The sequence below is a fragment of the Achromobacter denitrificans NBRC 15125 genome, assembly GCF_001571365.1.
Lineage (GTDB): Bacteria > Pseudomonadota > Gammaproteobacteria > Burkholderiales > Burkholderiaceae_B > Achromobacter > Achromobacter denitrificans.
The window spans coordinates 12,800-35,337 of the sequence record NZ_BCTQ01000045.1 but is presented as its reverse complement, the minus strand read 5'-3'; the positions used below and the strand labels follow the sequence as shown (position 1 = coordinate 35,337).

Sequence of the window (22,538 nt, the reverse complement as noted above, 5' to 3'; positions counted from 1 at the left end):
CGCGCAGCGCGGAGGTTTCCGTATGACAGCAAGGATTATCGATGGCGCCGCCCTGTCGCAGCGCATCCGCGAAGAAGTCGCCCAGCGCGTTTCCGCCCTGGCGGCGAAGGGAATCCGCCCCGGCCTGGCCGTGGTGCTGGTGGGTGAAGACCCCGCCTCCCAGGTTTACGTTCGCAACAAGGTCGCCGCCTGCGAAAAGGCCGGCCTGCATTCCGTGAAAGAGCAGTACCCCGCCGACATGACCGAGGCCGACCTGCTGGCCCGCATCGGCGAGCTGAACCGGGACCCGTCCATCCACGGCATCCTGGTGCAGTTGCCCCTGCCCAAGCACATGGACTCCCACAAGGTCATCGAGGCCATCGCGGCCGAGAAGGACGTGGACGGCTTCCATATCAGCAACGCCGGCCTGCTCATGACCGGCCAGCCGCTGTTCCGCCCCTGCACGCCCTACGGCGTGATGAAGATGCTGGAATCCGAGGGCGTGACCTTGCGCGGCGCCGAAGCCGTGATCGTTGGCGCCAGCAATATCGTCGGCAAGCCCATGGCGATGCTGCTGCTGCAGGCGGGCGCCACCATCACCATCTGCAACTCCAAGACGCGCGACCTGGCCGCCCAGACCCGGCGCGCCGACGTGCTGGTGGTCGCTACCGGCAAGCCCGGCATGATCGACGGTTCGATGATCAAGCCCGGCGCCGTCGTCATCGACGTCGGCATCAATCGCGGCGCCGACGGCAAGCTGTGCGGCGACGTGGACTTCGCCTCCGCCCGCGAAGTGGCCGGCGCTATCACGCCCGTGCCCGGCGGCGTGGGCCCCATGACCATCGCCATGCTGCTGGTCAACACCGTCGAAGCAGCCGAGCGCAAGGCATGACGTAGGATGGGTGAAGCGCGAGAGTTCCTAGGCAAGAACCCAGGTGCTCAACGCGCGAAACCCATGCGGCCGTGGGCAGACAGCGCCCCTGTGCAGGCCGAAAAAACAATCTGCCCACGGCCGCATGGGTTTCGCGCGCTGGAGGGCAGCGTTCTAGCTTGAGAACTCTCGCGCTCCACCCATCCTACTTGCATTCTCCGGAATCGCCCTTATCTGATTCCTGTACTCATTCCTGCCGCTACCGCCATGTCCCAGAACCCCCTGCTCGCCCCTGTTTCCGATCTGGTCGATTATGCGGCCGTCAAGCCCGGGCATATCGTGCCGGCCGTCGAGGAGCTGCTGGGCATCGCCCGCCAGGCCGTCGACGCGGCGGCCGACCCCAAGCTCGCGCCCACCTGGGAAGCCGTGGTCGAGCCGCTGGATACCGCTTCGGAGCGCCTGTGGCGCGCCTGGTCGGTGGCCGGCCACCTGAACGCCGTGGTCAACACGCCGGAGCTGCGCGAGGCCTATAACGCCGCCCTGCCCCTGGTGACCGAATTCTCCACCTGGGTCGGCCTGCACGAAGGCCTGTACAAGCAGTACCAGCGCCTGGCCGCCGCCCCCGATTTCGCGTCCTGGACGCCGGTGCGCCGCCGCATCGTGGAAATGGCGCTGCGCGATTTCCGCCTGAGCGGCGTCGAACTGCAAGGCGCCGACCGCGAGCGCTACGCGGCCATTTCCGACCGCGAGGCCCAGGCTTCGCAGAAGTTCTCCGAAAACGTGCTGGATTCGATCGACGCCTGGTCGCTGCTGGTCGAAGACGAATCCCGCCTGGCCGGGATTCCCGCCGACGTGCGGGCCGCCGCCCGCGCGGCCGCCGAGGAAGACGGCAAGCAAGGCTGGAAGCTCACGCTGAAGATGCCCTGCTACCTGCCCGTCATGCAGTACGCCCAGGATCGCTCGCTGCGCGAGGCGCTCTACCGCGGCTACGGCACGGTGGCGTCCGAACAGGGCGACGCCCAGTTCGACAATTCCCCCCTGATCGAAGAGCTGCTGGCGCTGCGCGCCGAAGAATCCGGCCTGCTGGGCCTGGGCACCTTCGCGGCGCTGCGCCTGCAGACCCGCATGGCGCGCGACGCCCGCGAAGTCACCGTGTTCCTGCGCGACCTGGCCGCGCGCGCCAAGCCCTACGCCCAGCGCGACCTGGCCGAACTGACGGCCTACGCGGCCGCCGAACTCGGCCTGGACGAACTCCAGCCCTGGGACGTGCCCTACGCCTCGGAGCGCCTGCGCGAATCGCGCTACGCCTATTCCGAAGACGAGGTGAAGCAGTATTTCACCGAGCCGCGCGTGCTCTCCGGCCTGTTCGAAGTCATCGAAACCCTGTTCGACGTGCGCCTGGCGGAAACGCCGGTGTCGTCGTGGCATGGCGACGTGCGCGGCGTGCGGGTGGAAAGCCCCGACGGCGCGCTCATCGGCCACCTTTACCTGGACCTGTACGCGCGCGCCGGCAAGCAGAGCGGCGCCTGGGTCGACAGCGAGCGCACCCGCCGCGTCGTAGCCGGCCAGGTGCAGACGCCCATCGCCTACCTCACCTGCAATTTCTCGCGCCCCAACGGCGACCGCGCCGCCGTCCTGACCCACGACGACGTGATCACGCTGTTCCATGAAACCGGCCATGCCCTGCATGCCCTGCTGTCCGAGGTGGACGAGCCGGGCGCGGCCGCCTTCGCCAGCGTGGAATGGGACGCCATCGAACTGCCTTCGCAGTTCATGGAGAACTTCTGCTGGGAATGGGCCGTGGTGCAGAAGCTGTCCGCCCACGTGGACACGGGCGAGCCGCTGCCGCGCGCGCTCTACGACCGCCTGGTCGCCGCGCGCAACTACCAGAGCGGCATGCAGACGGTGCGCCAGATCGAGTTCGCGCTGTTCGACATGCTGATGCACGACCGCGCCAAGGGCGCTTCCATCGGCGAGGTGCTGGAGCTGCTGCAGGAAGTGCGCAAGGAAGTGGCCGTGCTGTTCCCGCCGGCCTGGCACCGCCTGCCGCATGCGTTCTCGCACCTGTTCGCGGGCGGCTACGGCGCGGGCTACTACAGCTACAAGTGGGCGGAGGTGCTGTCGGCCGACGCCTACGAGGCCTTCGAGGAAGCCGCCGCCCGGCAAGCCGGCAATGCGCTGGGCACGCTGGACCCGGCGACGGGCGCCCGCTTCCGCCGCGAGGTGCTGGCGGTGGGCGGTTCGCGCCCGGCGGCCGACTCCTTCGCCGCCTTCCGCGGCCGCGCCCCGCGCATCGACGCCCTGCTGCGCCACAGCGGCATGACGCCCGCCTGATCGCCCGGCGCCCCCGCGTTCTCCGACGGCCCGCCTCGCGCGGGCCGTCGCGCTTTCCGCGCCTCGCTTGCGCCAGAGCAAGCCGCGGCCACATCGCCGCGCGCACCGGCGGCCGCCCCGAGGCCACGTCCCCGGCTTGCGGGTAGAATCGAAAGGTTTACCCCTTTACCCGCCCTTGGACTCATGCGACACCTCATTTCCGGCCGCGCCTGGCGCGGCCTGCTGTTGGCTCTGTGCGTGTTCCTTGCCGCCTGCGGCGACAGGAACGTCGATTGGACGCTCTACAACGTGAAGGGGCACCTGCCCGACCTCAAATTCTCGCTGCCCGGCGCGGGCGGCAAGACGGTCAGCAGCGACGACCTGAAGGGCAAGACGGTGCTGCTCTTCTTCGGCTACGCCAGCTGCCCCGACATCTGCCCCACCACCATGGCGCAGTTGACGGCCGTGTTGCAGAACCTGGGCGACAAGGCCCGCGACGTTCGCATCCTGTTCGTGAGCGTGGACCCGCACCGCGATACGCCCGACATCCTGCAGGCCTACGTCAATGCCTTCAACAACAGCGCCATCGGCGTGACGGGCGACGAAAAGCAGATCGCGGACCTGGCGCGCCGCTACCGCGTGGCCTACCAGATCGAGAAACCGCGCCCCGGCGACGCCGCCGACATGTACGAAGTCACGCACAGCCGCGGCGTGTACATTTTCGACAAGGACGGCAAGGCGCGCCTGCTGGCCTCCGACACCGACAGCATCGAGGCGCTCACCAAGGACGTGCGCCAGCTCATCGACCTGACCTCCTGAGGCGACGCGCCGCATACCAGTTGTTACAGCCGGCATGCCCGGGGCATGGGTATCATCTGTGCACACTGCCCCCTTTTACTCTCCAAGGAGTACGCGCATGAGCATCATCATCATGATCATCGTCGGGTTCATCGTGGGCCTGATCGCCCGCGCCATCATGCCCGGAGACCAGAACATGGGGATCATCATGACCACCATCCTGGGGATCATCGGCGCCGTCGTCGCCGGTTTCCTCGGCCAGTCCCTGGGCTGGTACGCGCCCGGGGAACCCGCGGGCTGGATCGGATCGGTCGTCGGCGCGATCATCGTGCTGTTCGTGGTGGGCCTGATCGCCAAGAAGCGCACCTGACGTTTTGCCGGGTTTGAAATGAAAACGGGCCGATCAAACGATCGGCCCGCTTTTTTTGCGTGGAACGGCGACGGGGGAGCGATGATGGGTTGCGCGATGGACGCCGGCCTGCCAGGCCAGGGTTTTTCGCGCTTTGCCCATCCTACCGGGCTGCCACCGTGCGCTCGGTCCAGCCGCCGCCCAGCACCTTGTACAGCGTGACCAGGTTGGCCAGGCGGGCCAGGCGCGTATCCACCAGGGCCTGCTGCGAGCTGTAGAGCGAGCGCTGGGAATCCAGCACGCTCAGGTAGTCGTCGATCCCCTGGCGGAAGCGCTGGTCGGACGCATCGTAGGCGCGCTGGTTCGCTGCCACCAGCAGCTGCTGCGCCTGGATCTGCTCGTCCAGCGTGCCGCGCCCGGCCAGGGCGTCGGCCACTTCGCGGAAGCCCGACTGGATGGCCTTCTCGTACTGCGCCACCTGGATGTTCTTCTGCACCTTCGCCAGGTCCAGGCCGGCCAGCAGCGAGCCGCCGGCGAAGATCGGCACCGTGATCTGGGGCACGAAGCTCCAGGCGCCGGAACCGCCTTCGAACAGGCCGCCCAGGCTGGCGCTGGCCGTGCCGGCCGAGCCGGTCAGGCTGATGGTCGGGAAGAACGCGGCGCGCGCGGCGCCGATATTCGCGTTGGCGCCCTTGAGCTGGTGCTCGGCCGCGCGGATGTCCGGCCGCCGCGCCAGCAGGTCCGAGGGCAGCCCGGCCGGCAGCGTGGTCGGCAGCATGCCGTCGTCCAGCTTGACCGCGCTATCCAGCGCCGCCGTCATCTCGGGCGACAGGGGCTGGCCCACCAGCAGCACGAGCGCGTTGCGGTCCTGCGCGGCCTGGCGCGTGTATTGCGACAGGTTGCGTTGCGCGGTGCGCAGCGACACTTCGGCCTGGCTCAGGTCCAGCGCCGTGGACAGGCCCTGGTCATAGCTTTGCTGCGTGAGCTTGAAGGAGTCCTCCTGGCTCTTGAGCGTGTCGCGCGTGAGCGCCAGCAGTTCCTGGTCGGCGCGCATGGTGAGGTAGGCGTTGGCCACCTCCGCGATCAGCGTGAGCTGCGTCGCCGTGCGCGTTTCGTCCAGCGCCAGGTAGGATTCCAGCGCCTTGTCGCTCAGGCTGCGGATGCGGCCGAACAGGTCCAGCTCCCAGGCCGACATGGCGGCGCCGACCTGGTAGCTGTGGCTGGTGGTGGCGCGCCCGCTGGCCGACAGGTCGGCCGGCGAACGCTGGGCCGTCTCCTGGCCGGCGATGCCCACGCTGGGCATCAGGTCGGCGCGCTGGATGCGGTACTGCGCGCGCGCCGCCTCGACGTTGAGCGCCGCGACCCGCAGATCGCGGTTGTTGGCCAGCGACTGCTCGATCAGCTGTTGCAGCAGCGGATCGCCGAAGAAGTCGCGCCAGCCGATATCGGCCGTGGCCATGCCGCCCGGGTCGGCGGGCTGGGCCGCCTTGTAGGCGGCGCCCTGCGGGTAGGCCGTGTCGATCGGCGCGTCCGGCCGTTCGTAGGTGGGGGCCAGCGAGCAGCCCGCCAGGGCCGCCGCCAGGGAAACAGACAGCAAGGTTCTCATCGGGAATGTCATTGCGATTGTCCTTCCGCGGACACGTTCTGCGAGCCATTGGCGCTCACGTCGTGCACGTCCACGTTTTCGCTCATGCGCTTGACCTTGAATACGCGCAGCATGATCACGAAGAAGGCCGGAACGAAGAAGATGGCCAGGAAGGTGCCGGTCAGCATGCCGCCGATCACGCCCGTGCCGATGGCGTTCTGGCTGCCCGAGCCGGCGCCCGACGAGATCGCGAGCGGGGTCACGCCCAGGATGAACGCCAGGGAGGTCATCAGGATGGGACGCAGGCGCTGGCGAGCGGCGTGGATGGCCGATTCGGTCAGGCTGGCGCCCGCCTCGTAGTGCTCCTTGGCGAACTCCACGATCAGGATGGCGTTCTTGGCCGCCAGGCCGATGGTCGTGAGCAGGCCCACCTGGAAGTACACGTCGTTGGACAGGCCCCGCATCAAGGTGGCGAGCAGCGCCCCGATGATGCCCAGGGGCACCACCAGCATCACCGCGGACGGAATCGTCCAGCTTTCATACAACGCCGCCAGGCACAGGAACACCACGATCAGCGAGATGGCGTACAGCGCCGGCGCCTGCGCGCCCGACAGCCGCTCTTCGAACGACAGGCCGGTCCATTCGAAGCCCACGCCCACCGGCAGCTGGGAGGCCAGCCGTTCCATTTCCTCCATCGCCGCGCCCGAGCTGTAGCCCGGCGCCGCCTGGCCCTGGATGTTGTAGGACGGCACGCCGTTGTAGCGGTTCAGCTTCTGCGGGCCGAAGCTCCAGGTGGCCTTGGCGAAGGCCGAGAACGGCACCATGTCGCCCGCGTTGTTGCGCACGTACCATTTGTTCAGGTCTTCCGGCAGCATGCGCGAGGAAGCCTCGCCCTGCGCGAACACCTTCTTCACGCGGCCACGGTCGATGAAGTCGTTGACGTACGACGAACCCCAGGCGGTGGCCAGCGTGCTGTTGATGTCCGACACCGCCACGCCCAGCGCGCGCGCCTTTTCGCGGTCGATATCGAGCTGGTACTGCGGCGCGTCTTCGATGCCGTTAGGGCGCACGCCCCGCAGGACCGGGCTCTTGGCGGCTTCGCCCAGCAACTGGTTGCGCGCGGCAAGCAGCTTCTCGTGGCCCACGCCGGCGCGGTCCATCAGCTGGAAGTCGAAGCCGGTGACGTTGCCCAGTTCCATCACGGAGGGCGGCGGCACCACGAACAGCTGGGCGCGGCGCTCGGTCTTGGCGAAGTGCGCGTTGGCGCGCTGCGCCACGGCGCCGGCCTTGAGGCGGGCGTCGCCGCGCTCTTCCCAGTCGCGCAGCTTGATGAACAGGATGGACGCGTTCTGGCCGCGGCCGCCGAAGTTGAAGCCGTTGACCGCGAACACGGAGGTGACGGCGTCCTTTTCCTCGTTCAGCAGGTATTGGGTGGCGTCGTCGATGACGGCCTTGGTGCTTTCCGCGGTGGCGCCGGCCGGCGTCTGGATCTGGGCGAACAGGATGCCCTGGTCCTCGTCCGGCAGGAACGCGGTGGGGATGCGGGTGAACATCCAGCCCATGGCGATGACCAGGGCCAGGTAGATCACCATCAGGCGCTTGGTGCGGTTCAGCCCGCGCGCCACGCTGTTGGCGTAGCCGTGGCTGCTGCGGTCGAACATGCGGTTGAACCAGCCGAAGAAGCCCCGCTTCGAGCCGTGGTGGCCCTTGGGTATGGGCTTGAGCAGGGTCGCGCACAGGGCCGGCGTGAACACGATGGCCACGATCACCGACAGCACCATGGAAGACACGATGGTGATGGAGAACTGGCGATAGATCACGCCCGTGGAGCCGCCGAAGAACGCCATCGGGATGAACACGGCCGCCAGCACCATGGCGATGCCGATCAGCGCGCCCGTGATCTGCGACATGGACTTGCGGGTGGCCTGCTTGGGGGTCAGGCCCTCCTCGGCCATCACGCGCTCCACGTTCTCGACCACCACGATGGCGTCGTCCACCAGCAGGCCGATGGCCAGCACCATCCCGAACATGGTCAGGGTGTTGATGGAGTACCCGAAGGCCGCCAGCACCGCGAACGTGCCGAGCAACACCACCGGCACGGCCAGCGTGGGGATGATGGTGGCGCGGAAATTCTGCAGGAACAGGTACATCACCAGGAAGACCAGGATGATGGCCTCGACCAGCGTCTTGAACACTTCATGGATCGACAGGCTGACGAACGGCGTCGTGTCGTACGGATAGACGACGTCCATGCCCGGGGGGAAGTACGGCTTCAGGTTGTTGATGGTGTCGCGCACCGCCTGCGCCGTATCCAGCGCGTTGGCCCCCGGCGCCAACTTGATGGCCAGGCCCGAGGCCGGCTTGCCGTTGTAGAAGCTGTCGATGGCGTAGGTCTGGCCGCCCAGTTCGATGCGCGAGACGTCGCCCAGGCGCACCTGGGAGCCGTCGGCGTTGACCTTGAGCAGGATGCGGCCGAAGTCTTCCGCCTTTTCCAGGCGCGACGGGCCGATGATGGTGGCGTTCAGCTGCTGGCCGCGCACGGACGGCAGGCCGCCCAGCTGCCCGGACGATACCTGGACGTTCTGCTCCTTGATGGCCGCCACCACGTCGACGGTGGTCAGGCCGTAGTTGACCAGCTTGGCGGGATCCAGCCAGATGCGCATCGCGTACTGCGAGCCGAACAACTGAAAGTCGCCCACGCCCTGCGTGCGGCTGATGGGATCCTGGACGTAGGACGCGACGTAGTCGGCCAGGTCGTCCTTGGTCATCGTGCCGTCGGTGGAGACGAAGCCCGCCACGATGAGGAAGTTCTTGGTGGCCTTGGTGACGCGGATGCCCTGCTGCTGCACTTCCTGCGGCAGCAGCGGCTGCGCCAGGGACAGCTTGTTCTGCACCTGCACCTGCGCCGTATCCGGGTTGGTGCCCTGCGTGAAGGTCAGCGTGATGGACATGCTGCCGTCGGAGTTGCTTTCCGAGGAGATGTACTGGAGGCCGTCCAGGCCATTCATCTGCTGTTCGATCACCTGCACCACGGTGTCCTGCACGGTCTGCGCGGAGGCGCCCGGGTAGGTCACCGCGATGCCGATGGCCGGCGGCGCGATGTTGGGATATTGGGAGACCGGCAGCTTGAGGATGGACAGTGCGCCGGCCATCATCAGCACGATTGCGATCACCCAGGCGAAAACCGGCCTATCGATGAAAAACTTTGCCATGCGAGGCTCCCTGACTACTGCTGCTTCGCCGTCGCGGCCGCTTGCGGTTGCTGTGCTTGCGGCGCGTTGGCGCTGGCTTCGGTGGCGACCACTTCAACCCCCGGGCGCACCATCTGCACGCCTTCCACGATGACCTTGTCGCCGGCGGCCAAGCCGTCGGTGACCAGCCACTTGTCGCCGATCGCGCGATCGGTCTTCAGTTCGCGCAGTTCCACCTGGTTCTTGGCGTTGACCACCAGGGCGGTCGGCATGCCGCGCTGGTTGCGCGTCACGCCGCGCTGCGGCACCAGCAGGCCGTCGGCGGCGACGCCATCGGCCAGGCGGGCGCGCACGAACATGCCCGGCAGCAGGCGGCGGTCGGGATTGGGGAACACCGCGCGCAGGGTCACCGAGCCCGTGCCCTGGTCCACGGTCACTTCCGAGAACTGGAGCTTGCCCTGCTGCGCGTATTGCGAACCGTCTTCCAGCGTCAGCGTGACGAGCGCGGCCTGTTCGCCGTCGGCCTTCTTCAGCTGGCCGCTGGCGAGCGCATTCTGCAGGCGCAGCAGCTGGACGCTGGATTGGGTGACGTCGACGTAGATCGGATCGATCTGCTGCACCGCCGCCAACGCGGAGGTCTGGTTGGCCGTGACCAGCGCGCCCTCGGTCACCGAGGAACGGCCGATGATGCCGTCGATGGGCGAGAGCACCTTGGTATAAACGAGGTTGATGCGCGCCGTGTCGAGCGCGGCCTTGGCCGACAGCACGTCGGCGGCGGCCTGGTCGCGCGAGGCGACGGCGTTGTCGTAGGTCTGCTGGCTGACCGCGCGGGTGGCCACGAGCGGCTTGTAGCGCTCGGCCAGCAGCGCTGCCGTCTTCTGCTGGGCCTGGGCGCGCGCCAGCGCGGCCTTCTGGCTATCGAGGCTGGCCTGGTAGAGCGCCGGGTCGATCTGGTAGAGCTGCTGCCCCGCCTTGACCTCGCCGCCTTCGGTGAAAAGCCGCTTCTGGACGATGCCGTTGACCTGGGGACGGACCTCGGCCACGCGGAACGGCGCGGTGCGGCCCGGCAGTTCGGTGGTCAGGGAAACCGGTTGCGTGGTGAGGGTCACGACCGTCACCTGCGGCTTGCCCGCCTGGGGGGCCTCCTGCTTCTTGCCGCAGGCGGCCAGCGTGAGTGCCGATGCCGTCAGCGTGGCAACCGCCGCGCCGCGCCACATAGCGCTTTTCTTGTTCATAGATTGCATTCCCGATTTCCAAAAAAGTACCCATGCCGCGCACCTATTGCGCGGGGCTGGCGGCCTCCCGAGGGGGCCGTTGTTGCCTGGGAGCGTCCCGGCGGCAAAAACGCTACCCCGGACCGTGCGGATACGGTCCGCTTGGACAGGCCGGGTGGATTTGCCTCGGACACGCAGGCTGGGCTTGGTCGCATTGCTGCATTGCAGAACCCGCATTCTGAGTTATCCCGCCCCAGAAACAAAGAGGCGTGAAGAGAAAACATCATTCCATTTATGGGACAATTTCCAAACCCTTGATATGACAGAATTCCGCCATGAAACGCTTGCAAGGCATGGAACTTTTCGTCGAAGTCGCGAAAACGCGCAGCTTCAGCCGCGCCGCGGCGACGCTCGGCGTCCCGAAATCGACCCTGTCCCGCCAGGTTGCGGAACTGGAACGGTCGGTCGGCCTGCGCCTGCTCAGCCGCACCACGCGCAAGGTCGAACTGACCGACGCCGGCCGCCTGTACTTCGAGCGCTGCCAGCACATCGTGGCCGAGGCGCAGATCGCCCATGAGGAACTGCAGAAGCTGGTGGACACGCCCGCCGGGCCGCTGCGCGTGAACATGCCGGCGGATTTCGGCACGGATTTCCTGGCTGAATCGTTCATGGAATTTTCCCGCCGCTACCCCGATGTCACGTTTTTCCTGGATCTGGCCAACCCGGACCACGCCTCGCGCGTGTTCCAGACCTGCGATATTTCCATCGAGATCGGCGAACTGCCCGATTCGACACAGATTGCGAGGCTGCTGGGCATGCTGCCCGCCCACCTGTATGCCTCGCGCGACTACCTGGAGAAGCACGGCGAACCCCGGCATCCCAGCGACCTGACCCGGCACGAGTGCATAGAGTTCCGCGCCGAAGGCGCGGGACGCGTGACGCGCTGGCCCCTGACCAACGGCAGCCAGCACATCGAATTCACGCCAGGGAACCGCTTTTCCGTCAACGGCGTCGCCATGGCCCGGCGCCTGGCCATGCTGGGCGCGGGTATCGCGGTGCTCGTGGGCGGCCAACTGGCCGAACAGCAATCGGGCCAATTGCAGCGGGTGCTGCCTGACTGGCAGCTGGGGCCGTTCCCGGTCTACGCGGTCACGGAGACGCGGCTTCTCCCCGCCAAGACCCGGATCTTCATCGAATTCCTGATGGAGCGCCTGGGCAGCAGCGGGCAGGCGAAGGATACTCCCGCTTTCATGACATAGCGCCGAATTGGAAACAGACTGAAAAATCTGGCGCCCGCCGACAACAGATGTCGGCCAGGACGATCAATCCGGCCGGCGGCCGCCGCTCAGAAGCGCTCGTCTTCGCGCAGGTAGCGCCATTGGCCCAGGGGCAGGTCGCCCAGGGATACGCGCCCGATGCGCACGCGCTTGAGGCCCACCACTTTCAGGCCGACCAGTTCGCACATGCGGCGGATCTGGCGCTTTTTGCCCTCGCGCAGCACGAAACGCAGCTGGTCGCTGTTCTGCCAGCGCACCTGGGCCGGCTTGAGCGCCTTGCCGTCGAGCGACAGGCCGTGGTTCAGCAACGCTAGCCCGTTTTCGGACAGGCCGCCCTGCACCCGCACCAGGTATTCCTTGTCGACGCTGGAGTCCTCGCCGATCAGGTGCTTGGCGATGCGGCCGTCCTGCGTCAGCACCAGCAGGCCCTGCGAATCGATGTCCAGCCGGCCGGCGACCGCCAGGCCGTCGAGGTGCCCGCGCTCGAAACGCCGGGGCTCCCGGTCGCCCGCGTAGCGCGAGCGGGCGTCGATCAGCGCGACCGCGGGCGTATAGCCCTTTTCAGCCTGGCCCGACACATAGCCCACCGGCTTGTTGATCAGGATGGTGACGCGCGCCGTCTGGCGCGCCTGCGCGGCGCGTTCCAGGGTGATGACCTGGTCGGGGAAGGCCCGGGCGCCCAGTTCGGACACCACGGCGCCGTCCACGCGGACCCAGCCGCGTTCGATATAAGCATCAGCCTCCCGGCGCGAACACAGCCCGCGCTCGGACATGAGCTTGGAGATACGTACTTTTTCCATGGGCGATATTGTAGGCGGACGCGCGGGCCCGGCGGCCGGCCGGCTTGCGGACAGGCGCAAGGCTGTTGCCATCGCGATGGACATGGCCATGGCCGGGGCTGCGGCATTGCGCCGCAGGGCTGCGGCCGCTGCCTGGCGGCGCTCTTGGCATAATACGCAGCCATGACAAGCCAAGCAGCACTTCCCCCTCCCCTCGCTCCCGGCTGGCTGGCGGCCGCCCCGCCCCTCCTGCCTCCAACCATGCGGCATTGGCTGTTTCGTCCCGGCGCGCTCACCGCCGGCCTGCGCCAGGTCGGCCACGTGCGCCTGCGCGTGCTCGCCGAATATGCCGACGGCGCCCCGCCGGACGAGGCGCGCGCCATGCGCATCGCGCCCGGCAGCCCGGTCTGGGTGCGCGAGGTCTTGATGTCGGTCGACGGCGTGGACAGCGTGCCCGCCCGCAGCCTCACGCCGCTCACCGCCTCGCATGGCGCCTGGCAGGGCATGCGCCGCCTGTCGACGCGGCCGCTGGCGGACATGCTCTATCACGACCGCACGGTCATCCGCTCGCCCTTCGCCTGCCGCAGGCTGGCATCGCCGGTGCCGTTCCACGCGACCGCCCTGCGGGCGCTGGACGCCGCCCGCCAGGATCCCGAGGCGGTCCGCGTCTGGGCGCGCCGCTCGGTGTTCTGGCGCATGGGCCAGCCGCTGCTCGTGGCCGAATGCTTCCTGCCCGGTTTCTGGGCCCTGACGTCCGGCAAGGCCGTCCCTCCCCTGCAAGCGCACCAACGCACGCCCGGCGCCCGCTAGCGCCGGACGAGGCCCGCGCCGGCGTCGCGCAACGCGCGCTTGCCCGCGCATCCTGACGGGCGTATAGTTTCCGACAACGGAAACTATTTGAGCTCACAATGGACCCCCAGCCCCGTCCGCTCGATCAGCTGTTCGCCGCCCTGGCCGACCCCAACCGGCGCGCCATGGTGGAACAGCTCAGCCGCGGCCCCGCCACCGTCAAGCAGCTGGCCGAACCGGCCGGCATGGGACTGCCTTCGGCGGTCAAGCACCTGCAGGTGCTGGAAAACGGGGGCATCGTCATGTCGGAAAAGGCCGGCCGCACCCGGACCTACCGCATGCGGCCCGGCGCCTTCCGCCAGATCGACGATTGGGTGCGCCAACGCGAGGCCGCCATGGAGGCGGCCTTCGACCGCCTCGTGCAGGCCATGCACGACATTCCCCCCGAGGAGGACACGCCATGACCGCCCCTGCCATCGAACACGCCACTTTCGTCATCGAACGCGAGCTGCCCGCCAGCCCGCGCGATGCCTACCGCTTCTGGTCCGAGCCTCGCCTCAAGCAGCGCTGGACCAGCTGCCATCCCGACTGGACGGTGCTGGAAGAGCGCCTCGACTTCCGGGCCGAGGGCACCGAATCCAAGCGCTGGCGCACGCCCGAAGGCGCCGAGCAGACCTACCGGGCGGCCTACCTGGACATCGTGCCGGGCGAGCGCATCATCTATGCCTATGAAATGGGGATGGGCGGACAGCGCGTCTCGGCGTCGCTGGTAACGGTGGAATTCACGCCCGTCGGCACGGGCACGCTGATGCGCTACACCGAGCAGGCGGCCCTGCTCGACGGCAGCGGCGCGCAAGGCCGGCGGATCGGCACGGAAGCGGGGCTGGACCGGCTGGCCGAGATGATAGTCGCCGGCATGGCCGAACTGCATTGACGGCCGCGGGCGGGGCCGCCGGCCGGCTCAGCCCTCGTAGGCCTTGCCGCGCGCCAGCAGCTCCGGCGTGCCGATGACGGCGTTCAGGCCGTCGAAATCCAGCATCCCGTCGCGCCAGGGCGCGGTGGTGCCGTGGCGGCGCAGGCTGGCGTAGTAGCCCTGCAAGGTGCGCGCCACGGCGCGCGCCGTGCCGCCCGGGAAGATGACGATGCGGAATCCCAGTTCCGTCAGGGCCTCGGCGCTTTGCACCGGGGTCTTGCCCCCTTCCACCATATTGGCCAGGAGCGGCACCCGCGCGGCGTAGCGCTCGCACGCCGCCCGCATCTGTTCGGGGGTGCGCAGCGCCTCGATGAAGAGCGCGTCCGCGCCGGCTTCCAGATAGGCCTCGGCGCGGTCCAGCGCGGCCTCCAGCCCTTCCACGGCAAGCGCGTCCGTGCGCGCCAGGATCAGGGTCGATTCGTTCGTCCGGGCGTCCGCCGCCGCTTTCAGCTTGCCGCACATCTCGGCCGCCGGGATCACGGTCTTGCCGTCCAGGTGGCCGCAGCGCTTGGGGAAGGTCTGGTCTTCCAGCTGGATCATGGCCGCGCCCGCGCGCTCGAAGCCGCGCACCGTGCGCTGCGTGTTGAGGGCGTTGCCGAAGCCGGTGTCGGCGTCCACGATGACGGGCGCGGCCACCCGTTCGGTGATGCGGGCCAGCGCGTCCTCGACCTCGGTATAGGTGGTCAGGCCGATGTCCGAGCGGCCCAGCCGCGTATAGGCGATGGACGCCCCGGACAGGTACAGCGCGTCGAAACCGGCCTGCTCGGCGATCAGCGCCGACAGGGCGTCGTAGACGCCGGGGGCCAGCACGGCGCCGGCGGCGAGCCGGGCGTTGAGATTCTGGTTCTGCATGGTTGGTTTCCTGAGTCCGGGCGCTAGGGCCTATTGACAGTAAAAGGAGCCTCGCTCAGGCCCTGGCCGAGTTCGCGCCCGAGCAGCGCCGCCGCGGTCGCCGCGGCAATGTGCCCGCCGGCCACCGCGCTGAGCAGTCCGTTGCCGGAGAGATAGCCCGACACGTCGTTGCCCGATACGCCGCGGGCCGCCCCGCCGGCGGCCAGCAGGTTGGGCAGCGGCAGGCCGGCCTGGTCGAGGACGCGGCAGCCCGCGTCGATGTCCAGCCCGCCCTGGGTGTGGAACAGCGCGCCCGTCACCTTGACCGCATGGAACGGCGCCTGCAGCGCGCGCTCGAAGCGCCGGCCGTGGGTATCCGCGGCCCCGGGGCAAACGCCCGCCAGGGTTCGGCCCAGCGTGTCCGCGTCGCAGCCGATCAGCGCGGCCAGCGCCGGCAGATCGGCGCAGGTCTTCAGCGCCTGGCCGGCCTCGGCCTCGACGAAGTCGGGGAAGCTGCGCGCCAGCGCCAGGGTGCGGTCGTCGAAGACGTTCCAGGCCACGCCGCCGGGCTGCGCCAGCACGTGGACGGCGGCCTCGGAATAGCCGGCGGTCTCGTCGTGGAAGCGGCGCCCCTCAAGATTGATCTGCACGCCGCCATCCATCATGACGGCCCAGGAGATCAGCGCGCCCTGCGGCGTGGCCCAGGAGCCGTGGCCCTGGTAGCCGCCCAGGTCGGCCAGGCGCGCGCCCAGCTGCCGGCCCCATGCGATGGCGCTGCCGTCGTTGCCCACGTGGCCGCCGTAGACGGCCTCGCGCATGGCGGGCAGATGCTCGCCCACCATGGCGGCGTTGCCGCCGAAGCCGTTGCACGCCAGGATCAGCACGTCGCAGCCGATGACGTCCATCGAACCGTCCGGCCGTTCGCAACCGATGGCCGACACCCGGCCCTGCTCGTCCGCCCAGATGCGCCGCGCCAGCGCACGGGTCAGCAGATAGGCGCCCGCGCCGGTGGCGGCGCGCTCCAGCGCGGCCACCAACGCCGCGCCGGTGCGTTCGGGCAGGGTATGCATGCGGCGCGCGGTATGGCCGGGATACAGGAACCCGTCCAGCACGTCGAAGCGCAGGCCGTGGCGAGCCAGATTGTCCACGGCCGCCGCGGCCGCGCCCGCGTAGGCGGCCACCAGTTGCGGCGCGGCCGTGCCGTGGGCCTTGGCCTGGATGTCGGCGGCGAAGCGCTCGGCGTCGTCCTCGATGCCCGCTGCCCGTTGCGCCGCCGATCCCGCCGCCGGGATGAAACCGGAGGACAGGGCCGTGGAGCCGCTGGGCGCGGCGTCGCGTTCGATCAGCACGGTTTCGATGCCCGCGTCGGCCAGGCGCAGCGCCGCGGTCAGGCCGCAGGCGCCGGCGCCGACGATGACGACCGGCACGTGCATCGCATCCGCGCCGGGCGCGGGGCCGCGCAGGACGGTAGGTCCGCTCATCACGCTCCGAGCGCCTCCAGGAAATCCTGGCAGGACAGCACGTCGGCCACGGTGCGCAGGTCGGCCAGGGCCGCGTCGTGCATGGCGGGCGTGGGGGCCGCGCAGCCGTCGGCCAGGACCGAGACGTGGTAGTCGCGCATATGGGCGTCGCGGGCCGTGCTGGCCACGCCGCCGTTGGTGACGATGCCGGCGATCACCACGTTGGCGATCCCCGCTCGGCGCAGGACCCAATCGAGTTGGGTATTGAAAAAGGCGGAGTACGCGACCTTCCACACGGACACGTCCACCAGCCCGTCCAGTTCGGCCACGTTGGCCTGTCCCGCCGAGCCCGCCGCGAAATCGCCCTTGCGCAGGAAGGGGCGCAACTGCCTCAGGTGCGGCGAAATCATGGGCTCGCCGTGCGCGTCGGGCCACAGCGTGAACTGGCTGGCCGCGACGAAACCGCCTCGCGCCTTGAGCGCGCGCGCCACCGGCGCCACGCGCGCCGGCAAGGCCCGCGCCTGGGGGCTGACCGCGCCGCCGCGGTCGTAGGCGCCGCCCGGCACCAGGAAATCGTTCTGCAGATCGACGACGATCAGCGCGGTGCTGCGGGGATCGAGGGTAGACATCATCTGCTCCTAGGAAGCCTGGCGGGCGATCAGCAGATTGCCCAGGGAATCGACGCGGCCGGTGAAGCCGGGTTCGATCCAGATGGTGGTGTCCGGCTGCTCCAGGACGGCCGGGCCGGCCACCTCGGCGCCCACCGGCAGGTCCAGGCGCGCATAGCGCACGGCGTCGTGCCAGCGGCCTCCGTGGAAGACCCGCTGCGTGCCCAGCGCCTGCGGCATGTCGCGGCAGGTCGGCGCCAGCAGCGCCAGGTCGAACTTGGGCCGCTGGCCGATGCGCGCATAGCGCAGGTTCAGGATCCGGATGGGAATGCCGGCGAGGCTGCGGCCGAAGGCGGCGCGGTAGGCGCGCTCGAACGCGGCGGCGATGCCCGCCCGGTCCAGTTCGCCGCGGCCGACCTCGACGCGCACCGTGTGGCTCTGGCCCACGTACAGCATGTCCAGTTCGATGCTCTCGCGGATGCCCTCGAAGGCCACGCCGGCGGAATCCAGGCGTTCCTGGCAGGCCTGCGCCAGGCCGTCGATGCGGGCCAGCAGGTCGCCGGCGTCCAGGGCATCGAGCGCCACGTTCAGGGTCTGCACGCCGTCGTGGCGCATGTCCGCCATCACGCAGCCCAGGGCCGAGGTAACGCCGGGATAGCGCGGCACGATGCCGCGGGCAGCGTCCACCTCGTTCATCATGGCGCAGACGTGCAGCGCGCCGCCGCCGCCGAACGGCATATAGGCGAACTTGCGCGGATCGTGGCCGCGCTCGATGGACACGAGGCGGATCGCGCCCGCCATCTTGGCGTTGGCCACGGTCAGGATCGCTTCCGCCGCCGCGTGCGCGTCCAGGCCGAGGGGCCGGGCGACGTGTTCCTCGATGGCGGCGCGCGCCAGTTCCACGTCCATCTTGGCCAGCAGGCCGCCGCCCAGCGGGCGCTCGGCCGCGATGCGCCCCAGCAGCACGTTGGCGTCGGTGACGGTGGGCCGGGTGTTGCCCCGGCCGTAGCAGGCGGGTCCGGGCACGCTGCCGGCGGACTCGGGACCCACTTGCAGCAGGCCGCCGGCGTCCACGCTGGCAATCGAACCGCCGCCCGCGCCTATGGTTTCGATCTGGATCATGGGCGCGCGCACCACCATGCCGAAATCGATCGAGGTCTGCGCCGACAGCGCGGCTTCCCCGCCCGCCACCAGCGACACGTCGAACGAAGTGCCGCCCATGTCGCCGCTGACCACGTCCGGAAAGCCCGCCGCCCGCGCGATGGCGGCGCAGGCGATCACGCCGGCCGCCGGGCCCGACAGCGCCGTGCGCACCGGCACGTCGCATGCCGTCTGCCGCGACATCACGCCGCCGTTGCTTTGCACCACCAGCAGTTCGCCGCCGAAGCCGTTGGCCTTCAGGTCCGATTCCAGCCGCCGCAGGTAGCTGCCCACCACCGGCTGGAGCGCCGCGTTGAGCGCCGCCGTGGAGCAGCGCTCGAATTCGCGGATCTCCGGCAGCACCTCGGTGGCGGCGGTGACGTTGCCGTTGGGCCAGACCGCCCGCACCCGCGCCGCGGCCTGCGCCTCGTTGGCGGGGTTGGCGTAGGCATTGACGAAGAACAGGCAGACCGCGTCGCAGCCCTGCTCCAGCAGCGCGCGCGCCGCCGCTTCCACCTGGTCCAGGTCCACCGGCGTATGCAGGGTGCCGTCGGCCAGCACCCGCTCTCGGACTTCCAGGCGCAGGTCGCGCGGCACGACAGGCTCGTAGTTGCCGCGCAGGCCCCAGGTCTGCGGACGGTCGCGCCGGCGCATTTCCAGCACGTCGCGAAAGCCCTCGGTGGTGATGATGCCGGTGCGCGCCACCTTGCGCTCCAGCAGCGCATTGGTGCCGACCGTGGTGCCGTGGACGATGGTGGCGATGGCGTCGGCGCCGTCGGCCACCCGGGCGATGCCGTTCATGAAGCCGCGCGCTTCCTCGCCGCGCGTGGAAGGCACTTTCACCACGCTGGCGGTGCCCGCCGCTTCGTCCAGCACGAAAATATCCGTGAACGTGCCGCCCACGTCCACGCCCACCACCAACCCTTGTGCCGCGCTCATGCCGCCTGCTCCTTCAGAATTCCGCTCACATACCCCATCCTGACGTCGTGCTCGCGCGCCGCCGCCGGCCGCTCTGCCGGCTCGCCATAGCCGCCTCCGCCCGGCGTCTCCAGCCGCACCCGGTCGCCGCGCCGAAGCGCGATGCCCAGCATCTTCGAGCGCATCGGCGGGGCCAGCCATTCGCCGTCCCGCTGGTAGCGGAACACGTTCAGCGCCGCCTCGCCGCCGCCGGCGATGCCCTTGGGCGCGCTGCGGCCGCGCTCGCCGAAGATGAAGGCTTCGGCGCTGTCCTCCAGCAATTCGATTTCGTAGATGGCGCCCAGGCCGCCGCGATGCGCGCCGTCGCCGGCCGAATCGGGGCGCAGGGCCCATTGCGTGAAGCGCACGGGATACGCGGCCTCCAGGATTTCCAGCGGCGGGATCGTGGCGGTGGAGATGGGCGCGTTGCCGTGGCTGAGGCCGTCGCCGTCCGAATGGCCGCCATGGCCGCCGCCGAAGAAGCTGAACATCACCCAGCGCTGGCCGCGCCGGGCGGCATCGCTGCGGTAGCCGGCGATGGACAGCGCGTTGATGGTGCCGTAGGCCTGCGCCATCGCGCGCGCCGGGTCGGCCTGGGCCATGGCGCAGAAGATCACGTCGATCATGCGCAGGATGGTTTCGGTATAGCCGCCCACGGGGCGCGGCCGATCCGCCGATATCAGCAGGCCGTCGGGCAGCGCCACCTCCACCGCGTCCAGCACGCCGGCGTTGGCGGGCACGTCCGGGAACAGGTGCTTGAGCGCCACGTAGCAGGCCGCGATGGCCGTCGCGCGGGAGATGTTCACCGGGCCGGCGCAGGCCGGCGAGGTGCCGTTGAAGTCCAGCACCAGCCGCTCGCCGTCGATGCTGAGCTTGAGCGCGATGCGCAGCGGCTCGTCGCGCACGCCGTCGTTGTCCAGCATGTCCTCGAAGGCATAGTCGCCGTCGGGCAGGCGCGCGATGTGGTCGCGCATCAGGCGCCGCGCCCGTTCCCGCAGCGTGTCCAGGGATTCGAGCACCGTGGCGTCGCCATACTCGTCCAGCAGGCCGTCGAGCCGGCCGGCGCCCAGTTCCAGCGCCGCCAACTGGCCGTTCAGGTCGCCCCACAGGCTGTCGGGCAGCCGAGTGTTGGCCTTCAGGATGGCCAGCACGTCCGGGTCCAGCACCCCGGCGCGCACGATGCGCACCGGCGGAATCTGCACCGCCTCCTGCCAGCATTCGGTGGCAGCCGGGTTGTAGTTGCCCGGCACCGCGCCGCCCACGTCGTGCCAATGCGCGGCCGACGCCAGGAAGCAGAACAGCGCGCCGCCCCGGAACACCGGGCGCACCAGCTTGAAGTCGTTGGCGTGCGTGCCGCCTTCGTACGGATCGTTGAAGAGCCAGACGTCGCCGTCGACCATGCCGCCGCGCTCGGCGGCCGCCTTGGCCGCGGCCTTGACCGCGAAGGCCATCGCGCCCACGAACACCGGCAGGCCCGACTTGCCCTGCACGAGCGTCGCGCCGGTGGCCGCGTCGTACATGCCGTGGCAGGCGTCGTGGGCTTCGGCGATGATGGGATTGAACGCGCTGCGGTACAGCGTGGCGTCCATCTCGTCGGCAATCTGTTCCAGGCGGCCCTTCAGGACAGCGAGTGTGACTGGATCTAGCATGATATGGTTCCTCGGGATTTGCGCTGTTTCAGCAGGTTCAGCAGTCCGCCGGCCTGCACCATTTCCAGCAGGAAGGCCGGCACCGCCTCGCATTCGAGCGGCGCGCCTTCGGTCGAGGCGCGGACGATGCGGCCGGCGGCGGGGTCCAGGGAAATGCGCTCGCCTTCGGCCAGGGTCTCGGCCTGGCCGCAAGTCAGCAACAGCAGCCCGACGTTGAAGGCGTTGCGGAAATACAGGCCGTTGAAGGACGGCGCGATCACCGCCGCGATGCCCAGGCGCACCAGGGCGGCGGCGGCCTGCTCGCGCGACGAGCCGATGCCGAAGTTGGGGCCGGCCACCAGCACGTCGCCGGGCCGCGCCTGGGCGGCGAACTCGGGCCGCACCCGCTGCAGGCAATGGCGGGCGATCTCGTCGATGCCGAACTTCATGTAGGCGCCGGGCGCCAGCGCGTCGGTATCGATGTCCGCGCCCACTCGCCAGACGCGATGCGTCGTAGCCTGATCGGTCATGCCATGAACTCCCGGGGATCGGCGATCCGGCCGGCGACGGCCGAGGCCGCCACCGTGTAGGGCGAGGCCAGGTAGACCTGGGCGGTCTCCGAGCCCATGCGCCCCTTGAAATTCCGCGCGGTGGTCGAAATCACGCTGGCGCCGTCTGGGATCGACCCGCCGTAGCCGGCGCAGGCGCCGCAGGTGGTGGGCAGCAGCTCGGCGCCCGCCTCGCGCAACGCCTGCATGACCCCTTCCCGCTCCGCCTGCCGCTGGTCCTGCCGGCTGGCGGGCGCCACCATCAGGCGCATGCCCGAAGCCAGGCGCCGGCCGCGCAGCACGCCGGCCGCGGCGCGCAGGTCTTCCAGCTTGGCGCCGGTGCAGGCGCCGATGTAGGCGACCTGCACCGCCACGCCGCGGTATTCGTCCACGTCGCGCGCATTGGCCGGGCTGTGCGGCGCGGCCACCTGGGGCGCGAGCGCAGCGGCGTCGAAGTCGTGCCAGTCGGCGTCGGCGCCTTCGTCGCTGCGCCAGCGCGCCAGGTCGGGCGCGTCTTCCACCCCGGCCTCGCGCAGGTAGGCGGCCGTAGTCTCGTCGGGCGCGATCAGCCCCACCTGGGACCCCAGCTCGGCGCTCATGTTCGACAGGGTCATGCGCTCCTGCATGGACAGCGCGCGCACCGCCTCGCCGCAGAATTCCACGGCCTGGTAGCGGCCGCCGTTCATGCCGTAGCGCCCGATCATGCGCAGCATCATGTCCTTGGCGGTCACGCCGTCGGGCAGGCGGCCGTTCCAGCGCATCATCAGCGTGCGCGGCACTTTCACCCAGATTTTCCCCGTGACCGCCACGCCCAGCATCTCGGTGCTGCCGATCCCGAACATGTACGCGCCGAACGCGCCGCCCGTGGGCGAATGCGAATCCCCGCCCACGCAGAACATGCCCGGCCGGATATGCCCGTGCTGCGGCACGACCACGTGGCAGATGCCGACCGAGTCGTACACGTTGGGCAGCCGCTGCTCGGCCGCCCAATCCCGGGCGATGCGCACGATGCGGCGGGATTCGTCGTCGGATTCCGGCACATAGTGGTCGATGACCAGCACCACCTTGGCGGGATCCCACAGCGTGGCGCCCAGTTCCTGCAGCATGGGCTGCAGGCGGCGCGGGCCGCTGGAATCGTGGAACATCGCCAGGTCCACCGCGCAGGTAACGATTTCGCCCTCGGCCACCGCGTCGCGGCCACAGGCCGCCGCGATCAGCTTCTGGGCCAGCGTTTGAGGCTCGGCCATG

At 69.5% G+C, this 22,538-nt stretch carries 19 protein-coding genes; 8 read left to right on the top strand and 11 right to left on the bottom strand.

Translation table 11 applies throughout. The features are described 5' to 3' along the window. The first annotated feature begins 22 nt into the window (after positions 1-22). The 4 genes from folD (at position 23) to ADE01S_RS26785 (ending at position 4,331) form a co-directional block, all read left to right on the top strand. On the top strand, positions 23-871 hold the full coding sequence (gene folD, locus ADE01S_RS26800; protein WP_062684816.1) for a bifunctional methylenetetrahydrofolate dehydrogenase/methenyltetrahydrofolate cyclohydrolase FolD: 849 nt from the start codon (positions 23-25) through the stop codon (positions 869-871). A gap of 246 nt (positions 872-1,117) precedes the next feature. Next, the gene (locus ADE01S_RS26795) at positions 1,118-3,184 is read left to right on the top strand and encodes a M3 family metallopeptidase (protein WP_062684815.1); all 2,067 of its coding nucleotides are present in this window, start codon (positions 1,118-1,120) and stop codon (positions 3,182-3,184) included. A 183-nt stretch (positions 3,185-3,367) separates the two neighbouring features. Next, positions 3,368-3,982, top strand: a complete 615-nt coding sequence (locus tag ADE01S_RS26790) for an SCO family protein (protein ID WP_062684814.1) — start codon at positions 3,368-3,370, stop codon at positions 3,980-3,982. 97 nt (positions 3,983-4,079) lie between these two features. After that, on the top strand, positions 4,080-4,331 hold the full coding sequence (locus tag ADE01S_RS26785; RefSeq protein WP_062684813.1) for a GlsB/YeaQ/YmgE family stress response membrane protein: 252 nt from the start codon (positions 4,080-4,082) through the stop codon (positions 4,329-4,331). Between the two features lie 142 nt (positions 4,332-4,473). Here the strand turns inward: ADE01S_RS26785 and adeC are convergent, their stop codons facing one another. From adeC to ADE01S_RS26770, 3 genes are read right to left on the bottom strand one after another with little or no spacing between them, the layout of a single operon-like run. Then, on the bottom strand, positions 4,474-5,928 hold the full coding sequence (adeC, locus tag ADE01S_RS26780; protein ID WP_062684812.1) for an AdeC/AdeK/OprM family multidrug efflux complex outer membrane factor: 1,455 nt from the start codon (positions 5,926-5,928) through the stop codon (positions 4,474-4,476). Next, on the bottom strand, positions 5,925-9,107 hold the full coding sequence (locus ADE01S_RS26775; protein ID WP_062684811.1) for an efflux RND transporter permease subunit: 3,183 nt from the start codon (positions 9,105-9,107) through the stop codon (positions 5,925-5,927). Before ADE01S_RS26775 ends, adeC begins: the two co-directional genes overlap by 4 nt. 14 nt (positions 9,108-9,121) lie before the next feature. Then, positions 9,122-10,321, bottom strand: a complete 1,200-nt coding sequence (locus ADE01S_RS26770; RefSeq protein ID WP_062684810.1) for an efflux RND transporter periplasmic adaptor subunit — start codon at positions 10,319-10,321, stop codon at positions 9,122-9,124. A gap of 332 nt (positions 10,322-10,653) precedes the next feature. Between ADE01S_RS26770 and ADE01S_RS26765 the strand changes: the two genes are divergently transcribed. Further along, positions 10,654-11,559, top strand: a complete 906-nt coding sequence (locus tag ADE01S_RS26765) for a LysR family transcriptional regulator (protein WP_062684809.1) — start codon at positions 10,654-10,656, stop codon at positions 11,557-11,559. 86 nt (positions 11,560-11,645) lie between these two features. Here ADE01S_RS26765 and ADE01S_RS26760 read toward each other — a convergent pair whose 3' ends face one another. Further along, positions 11,646-12,377: a pseudouridine synthase gene (locus ADE01S_RS26760; protein WP_062684808.1), complete on the bottom strand. Its 732-nt coding sequence runs from the start codon at positions 12,375-12,377 to the stop codon at positions 11,646-11,648. Between the two features lie 162 nt (positions 12,378-12,539). On the opposite strand from ADE01S_RS26760, the gene ADE01S_RS26755 reads away from it, so the two are divergent. From ADE01S_RS26755 to ADE01S_RS26745, 3 genes are all read left to right on the top strand, one after another. After that, the gene (locus ADE01S_RS26755) at positions 12,540-13,166 is read left to right on the top strand and encodes a chorismate--pyruvate lyase family protein (RefSeq protein WP_062684807.1); all 627 of its coding nucleotides are present in this window, start codon (positions 12,540-12,542) and stop codon (positions 13,164-13,166) included. 98 nt (positions 13,167-13,264) lie between these two features. Further along, positions 13,265-13,609, top strand: coding sequence for an ArsR/SmtB family transcription factor (locus ADE01S_RS26750; protein ID WP_062684806.1), 345 nt, complete (start codon positions 13,265-13,267; stop codon positions 13,607-13,609). Beyond that, positions 13,606-14,079 carry an SRPBCC family protein gene (locus ADE01S_RS26745; RefSeq protein WP_062684805.1) on the top strand — a complete coding sequence of 158 codons (474 nt, stop codon included), beginning with the start codon at positions 13,606-13,608 and terminating at the stop codon, positions 14,077-14,079. Before ADE01S_RS26750 ends, ADE01S_RS26745 begins: the two co-directional genes overlap by 4 nt. A 27-nt stretch (positions 14,080-14,106) precedes the next feature. Here the strand turns inward: ADE01S_RS26745 and ADE01S_RS26740 are convergent, their stop codons facing one another. The 7 genes from ADE01S_RS26740 to ADE01S_RS26710 are packed head-to-tail and all read right to left on the bottom strand — an operon-like array spanning position 14,107 to position 22,537. Then, positions 14,107-14,970, bottom strand: coding sequence for an isocitrate lyase/PEP mutase family protein (locus ADE01S_RS26740; protein ID WP_062684804.1), 864 nt, complete (start codon positions 14,968-14,970; stop codon positions 14,107-14,109). A 23-nt stretch (positions 14,971-14,993) separates the two neighbouring features. After that, positions 14,994-16,430: an FAD-dependent oxidoreductase gene (locus ADE01S_RS26735; protein ID WP_062684803.1), complete on the bottom strand. Its 1,437-nt coding sequence runs from the start codon at positions 16,428-16,430 to the stop codon at positions 14,994-14,996. Continuing rightward, positions 16,430-17,038: a cysteine hydrolase family protein gene (locus ADE01S_RS26730; protein WP_172600305.1), complete on the bottom strand. Its 609-nt coding sequence runs from the start codon at positions 17,036-17,038 to the stop codon at positions 16,430-16,432. The genes ADE01S_RS26735 and ADE01S_RS26730 overlap by 1 nt, the downstream gene beginning before the upstream one ends. Positions 17,039-17,047: 9 nt before the next feature. Next, complete coding sequence (locus ADE01S_RS26725; protein ID WP_062684801.1) at positions 17,048-19,096, bottom strand: hydantoinase/oxoprolinase family protein; 2,049 nt, start codon at positions 19,094-19,096, stop codon at positions 17,048-17,050. Next, positions 19,093-20,763, bottom strand: a complete 1,671-nt coding sequence (locus ADE01S_RS26720) for a hydantoinase B/oxoprolinase family protein (protein ID WP_062684800.1) — start codon at positions 20,761-20,763, stop codon at positions 19,093-19,095. Before ADE01S_RS26720 ends, ADE01S_RS26725 begins: the two co-directional genes overlap by 4 nt. Continuing rightward, a complete protein-coding gene (locus ADE01S_RS26715; protein WP_062684799.1) occupies positions 20,757-21,272 on the bottom strand; it encodes a LeuD/DmdB family oxidoreductase small subunit in 516 nt (171 codons plus the stop codon). The genes ADE01S_RS26720 and ADE01S_RS26715 overlap by 7 nt, the downstream gene beginning before the upstream one ends. After that, entirely contained in the window at positions 21,269-22,537 is a 1,269-nt protein-coding gene (locus ADE01S_RS26710; protein WP_062684798.1) for a 3-isopropylmalate dehydratase large subunit, read from the bottom strand. Before ADE01S_RS26710 ends, ADE01S_RS26715 begins: the two co-directional genes overlap by 4 nt. Position 22,538 lies beyond the last annotated feature (1 nt).

Coding starts and splice junctions, on each gene's coding strand:
- ADE01S_RS26790 (WP_062684814.1), top strand. CDS start 3,368: ATGCGACACCTCATTTCCGGCCGCGCCTGGCGCGGCCTGCTGTTGGCT.
- ADE01S_RS26755 (WP_062684807.1), top strand. CDS start 12,540: ATGACAAGCCAAGCAGCACTTCCCCCTCCCCTCGCTCCCGGCTGGCTG.
- ADE01S_RS26765 (WP_062684809.1), top strand. CDS start 10,654: ATGGAACTTTTCGTCGAAGTCGCGAAAACGCGCAGCTTCAGCCGCGCC.
- ADE01S_RS26725 (WP_062684801.1), bottom strand. CDS start 19,096: ATGAGCGCGGCACAAGGGTTGGTGGTGGGCGTGGACGTGGGCGGCACG.
- ADE01S_RS26785 (WP_062684813.1), top strand. CDS start 4,080: ATGAGCATCATCATCATGATCATCGTCGGGTTCATCGTGGGCCTGATC.
- ADE01S_RS26775 (WP_062684811.1), bottom strand. CDS start 9,107: ATGGCAAAGTTTTTCATCGATAGGCCGGTTTTCGCCTGGGTGATCGCA.
- ADE01S_RS26745 (WP_062684805.1), top strand. CDS start 13,606: ATGACCGCCCCTGCCATCGAACACGCCACTTTCGTCATCGAACGCGAG.
- ADE01S_RS26730 (WP_172600305.1), bottom strand. CDS start 17,038: ATGTCTACCCTCGATCCCCGCAGCACCGCGCTGATCGTCGTCGATCTG.
- ADE01S_RS26770 (WP_062684810.1), bottom strand. CDS start 10,321: ATGAACAAGAAAAGCGCTATGTGGCGCGGCGCGGCGGTTGCCACGCTG.
- ADE01S_RS26720 (WP_062684800.1), bottom strand. CDS start 20,763: ATGCTAGATCCAGTCACACTCGCTGTCCTGAAGGGCCGCCTGGAACAG.
- ADE01S_RS26710 (WP_062684798.1), bottom strand. CDS start 22,537: ATGGCCGAGCCTCAAACGCTGGCCCAGAAGCTGATCGCGGCGGCCTGT.
- ADE01S_RS26760 (WP_062684808.1), bottom strand. CDS start 12,377: ATGGAAAAAGTACGTATCTCCAAGCTCATGTCCGAGCGCGGGCTGTGT.
- ADE01S_RS26750 (WP_062684806.1), top strand. CDS start 13,265: ATGGACCCCCAGCCCCGTCCGCTCGATCAGCTGTTCGCCGCCCTGGCC.
- ADE01S_RS26740 (WP_062684804.1), bottom strand. CDS start 14,970: ATGCAGAACCAGAATCTCAACGCCCGGCTCGCCGCCGGCGCCGTGCTG.
- folD (WP_062684816.1), top strand. CDS start 23: ATGACAGCAAGGATTATCGATGGCGCCGCCCTGTCGCAGCGCATCCGC.
- ADE01S_RS26715 (WP_062684799.1), bottom strand. CDS start 21,272: ATGACCGATCAGGCTACGACGCATCGCGTCTGGCGAGTGGGCGCGGAC.
- ADE01S_RS26795 (WP_062684815.1), top strand. CDS start 1,118: ATGTCCCAGAACCCCCTGCTCGCCCCTGTTTCCGATCTGGTCGATTAT.
- adeC (WP_062684812.1), bottom strand. CDS start 5,928: ATGACATTCCCGATGAGAACCTTGCTGTCTGTTTCCCTGGCGGCGGCC.
- ADE01S_RS26735 (WP_062684803.1), bottom strand. CDS start 16,430: ATGAGCGGACCTACCGTCCTGCGCGGCCCCGCGCCCGGCGCGGATGCG.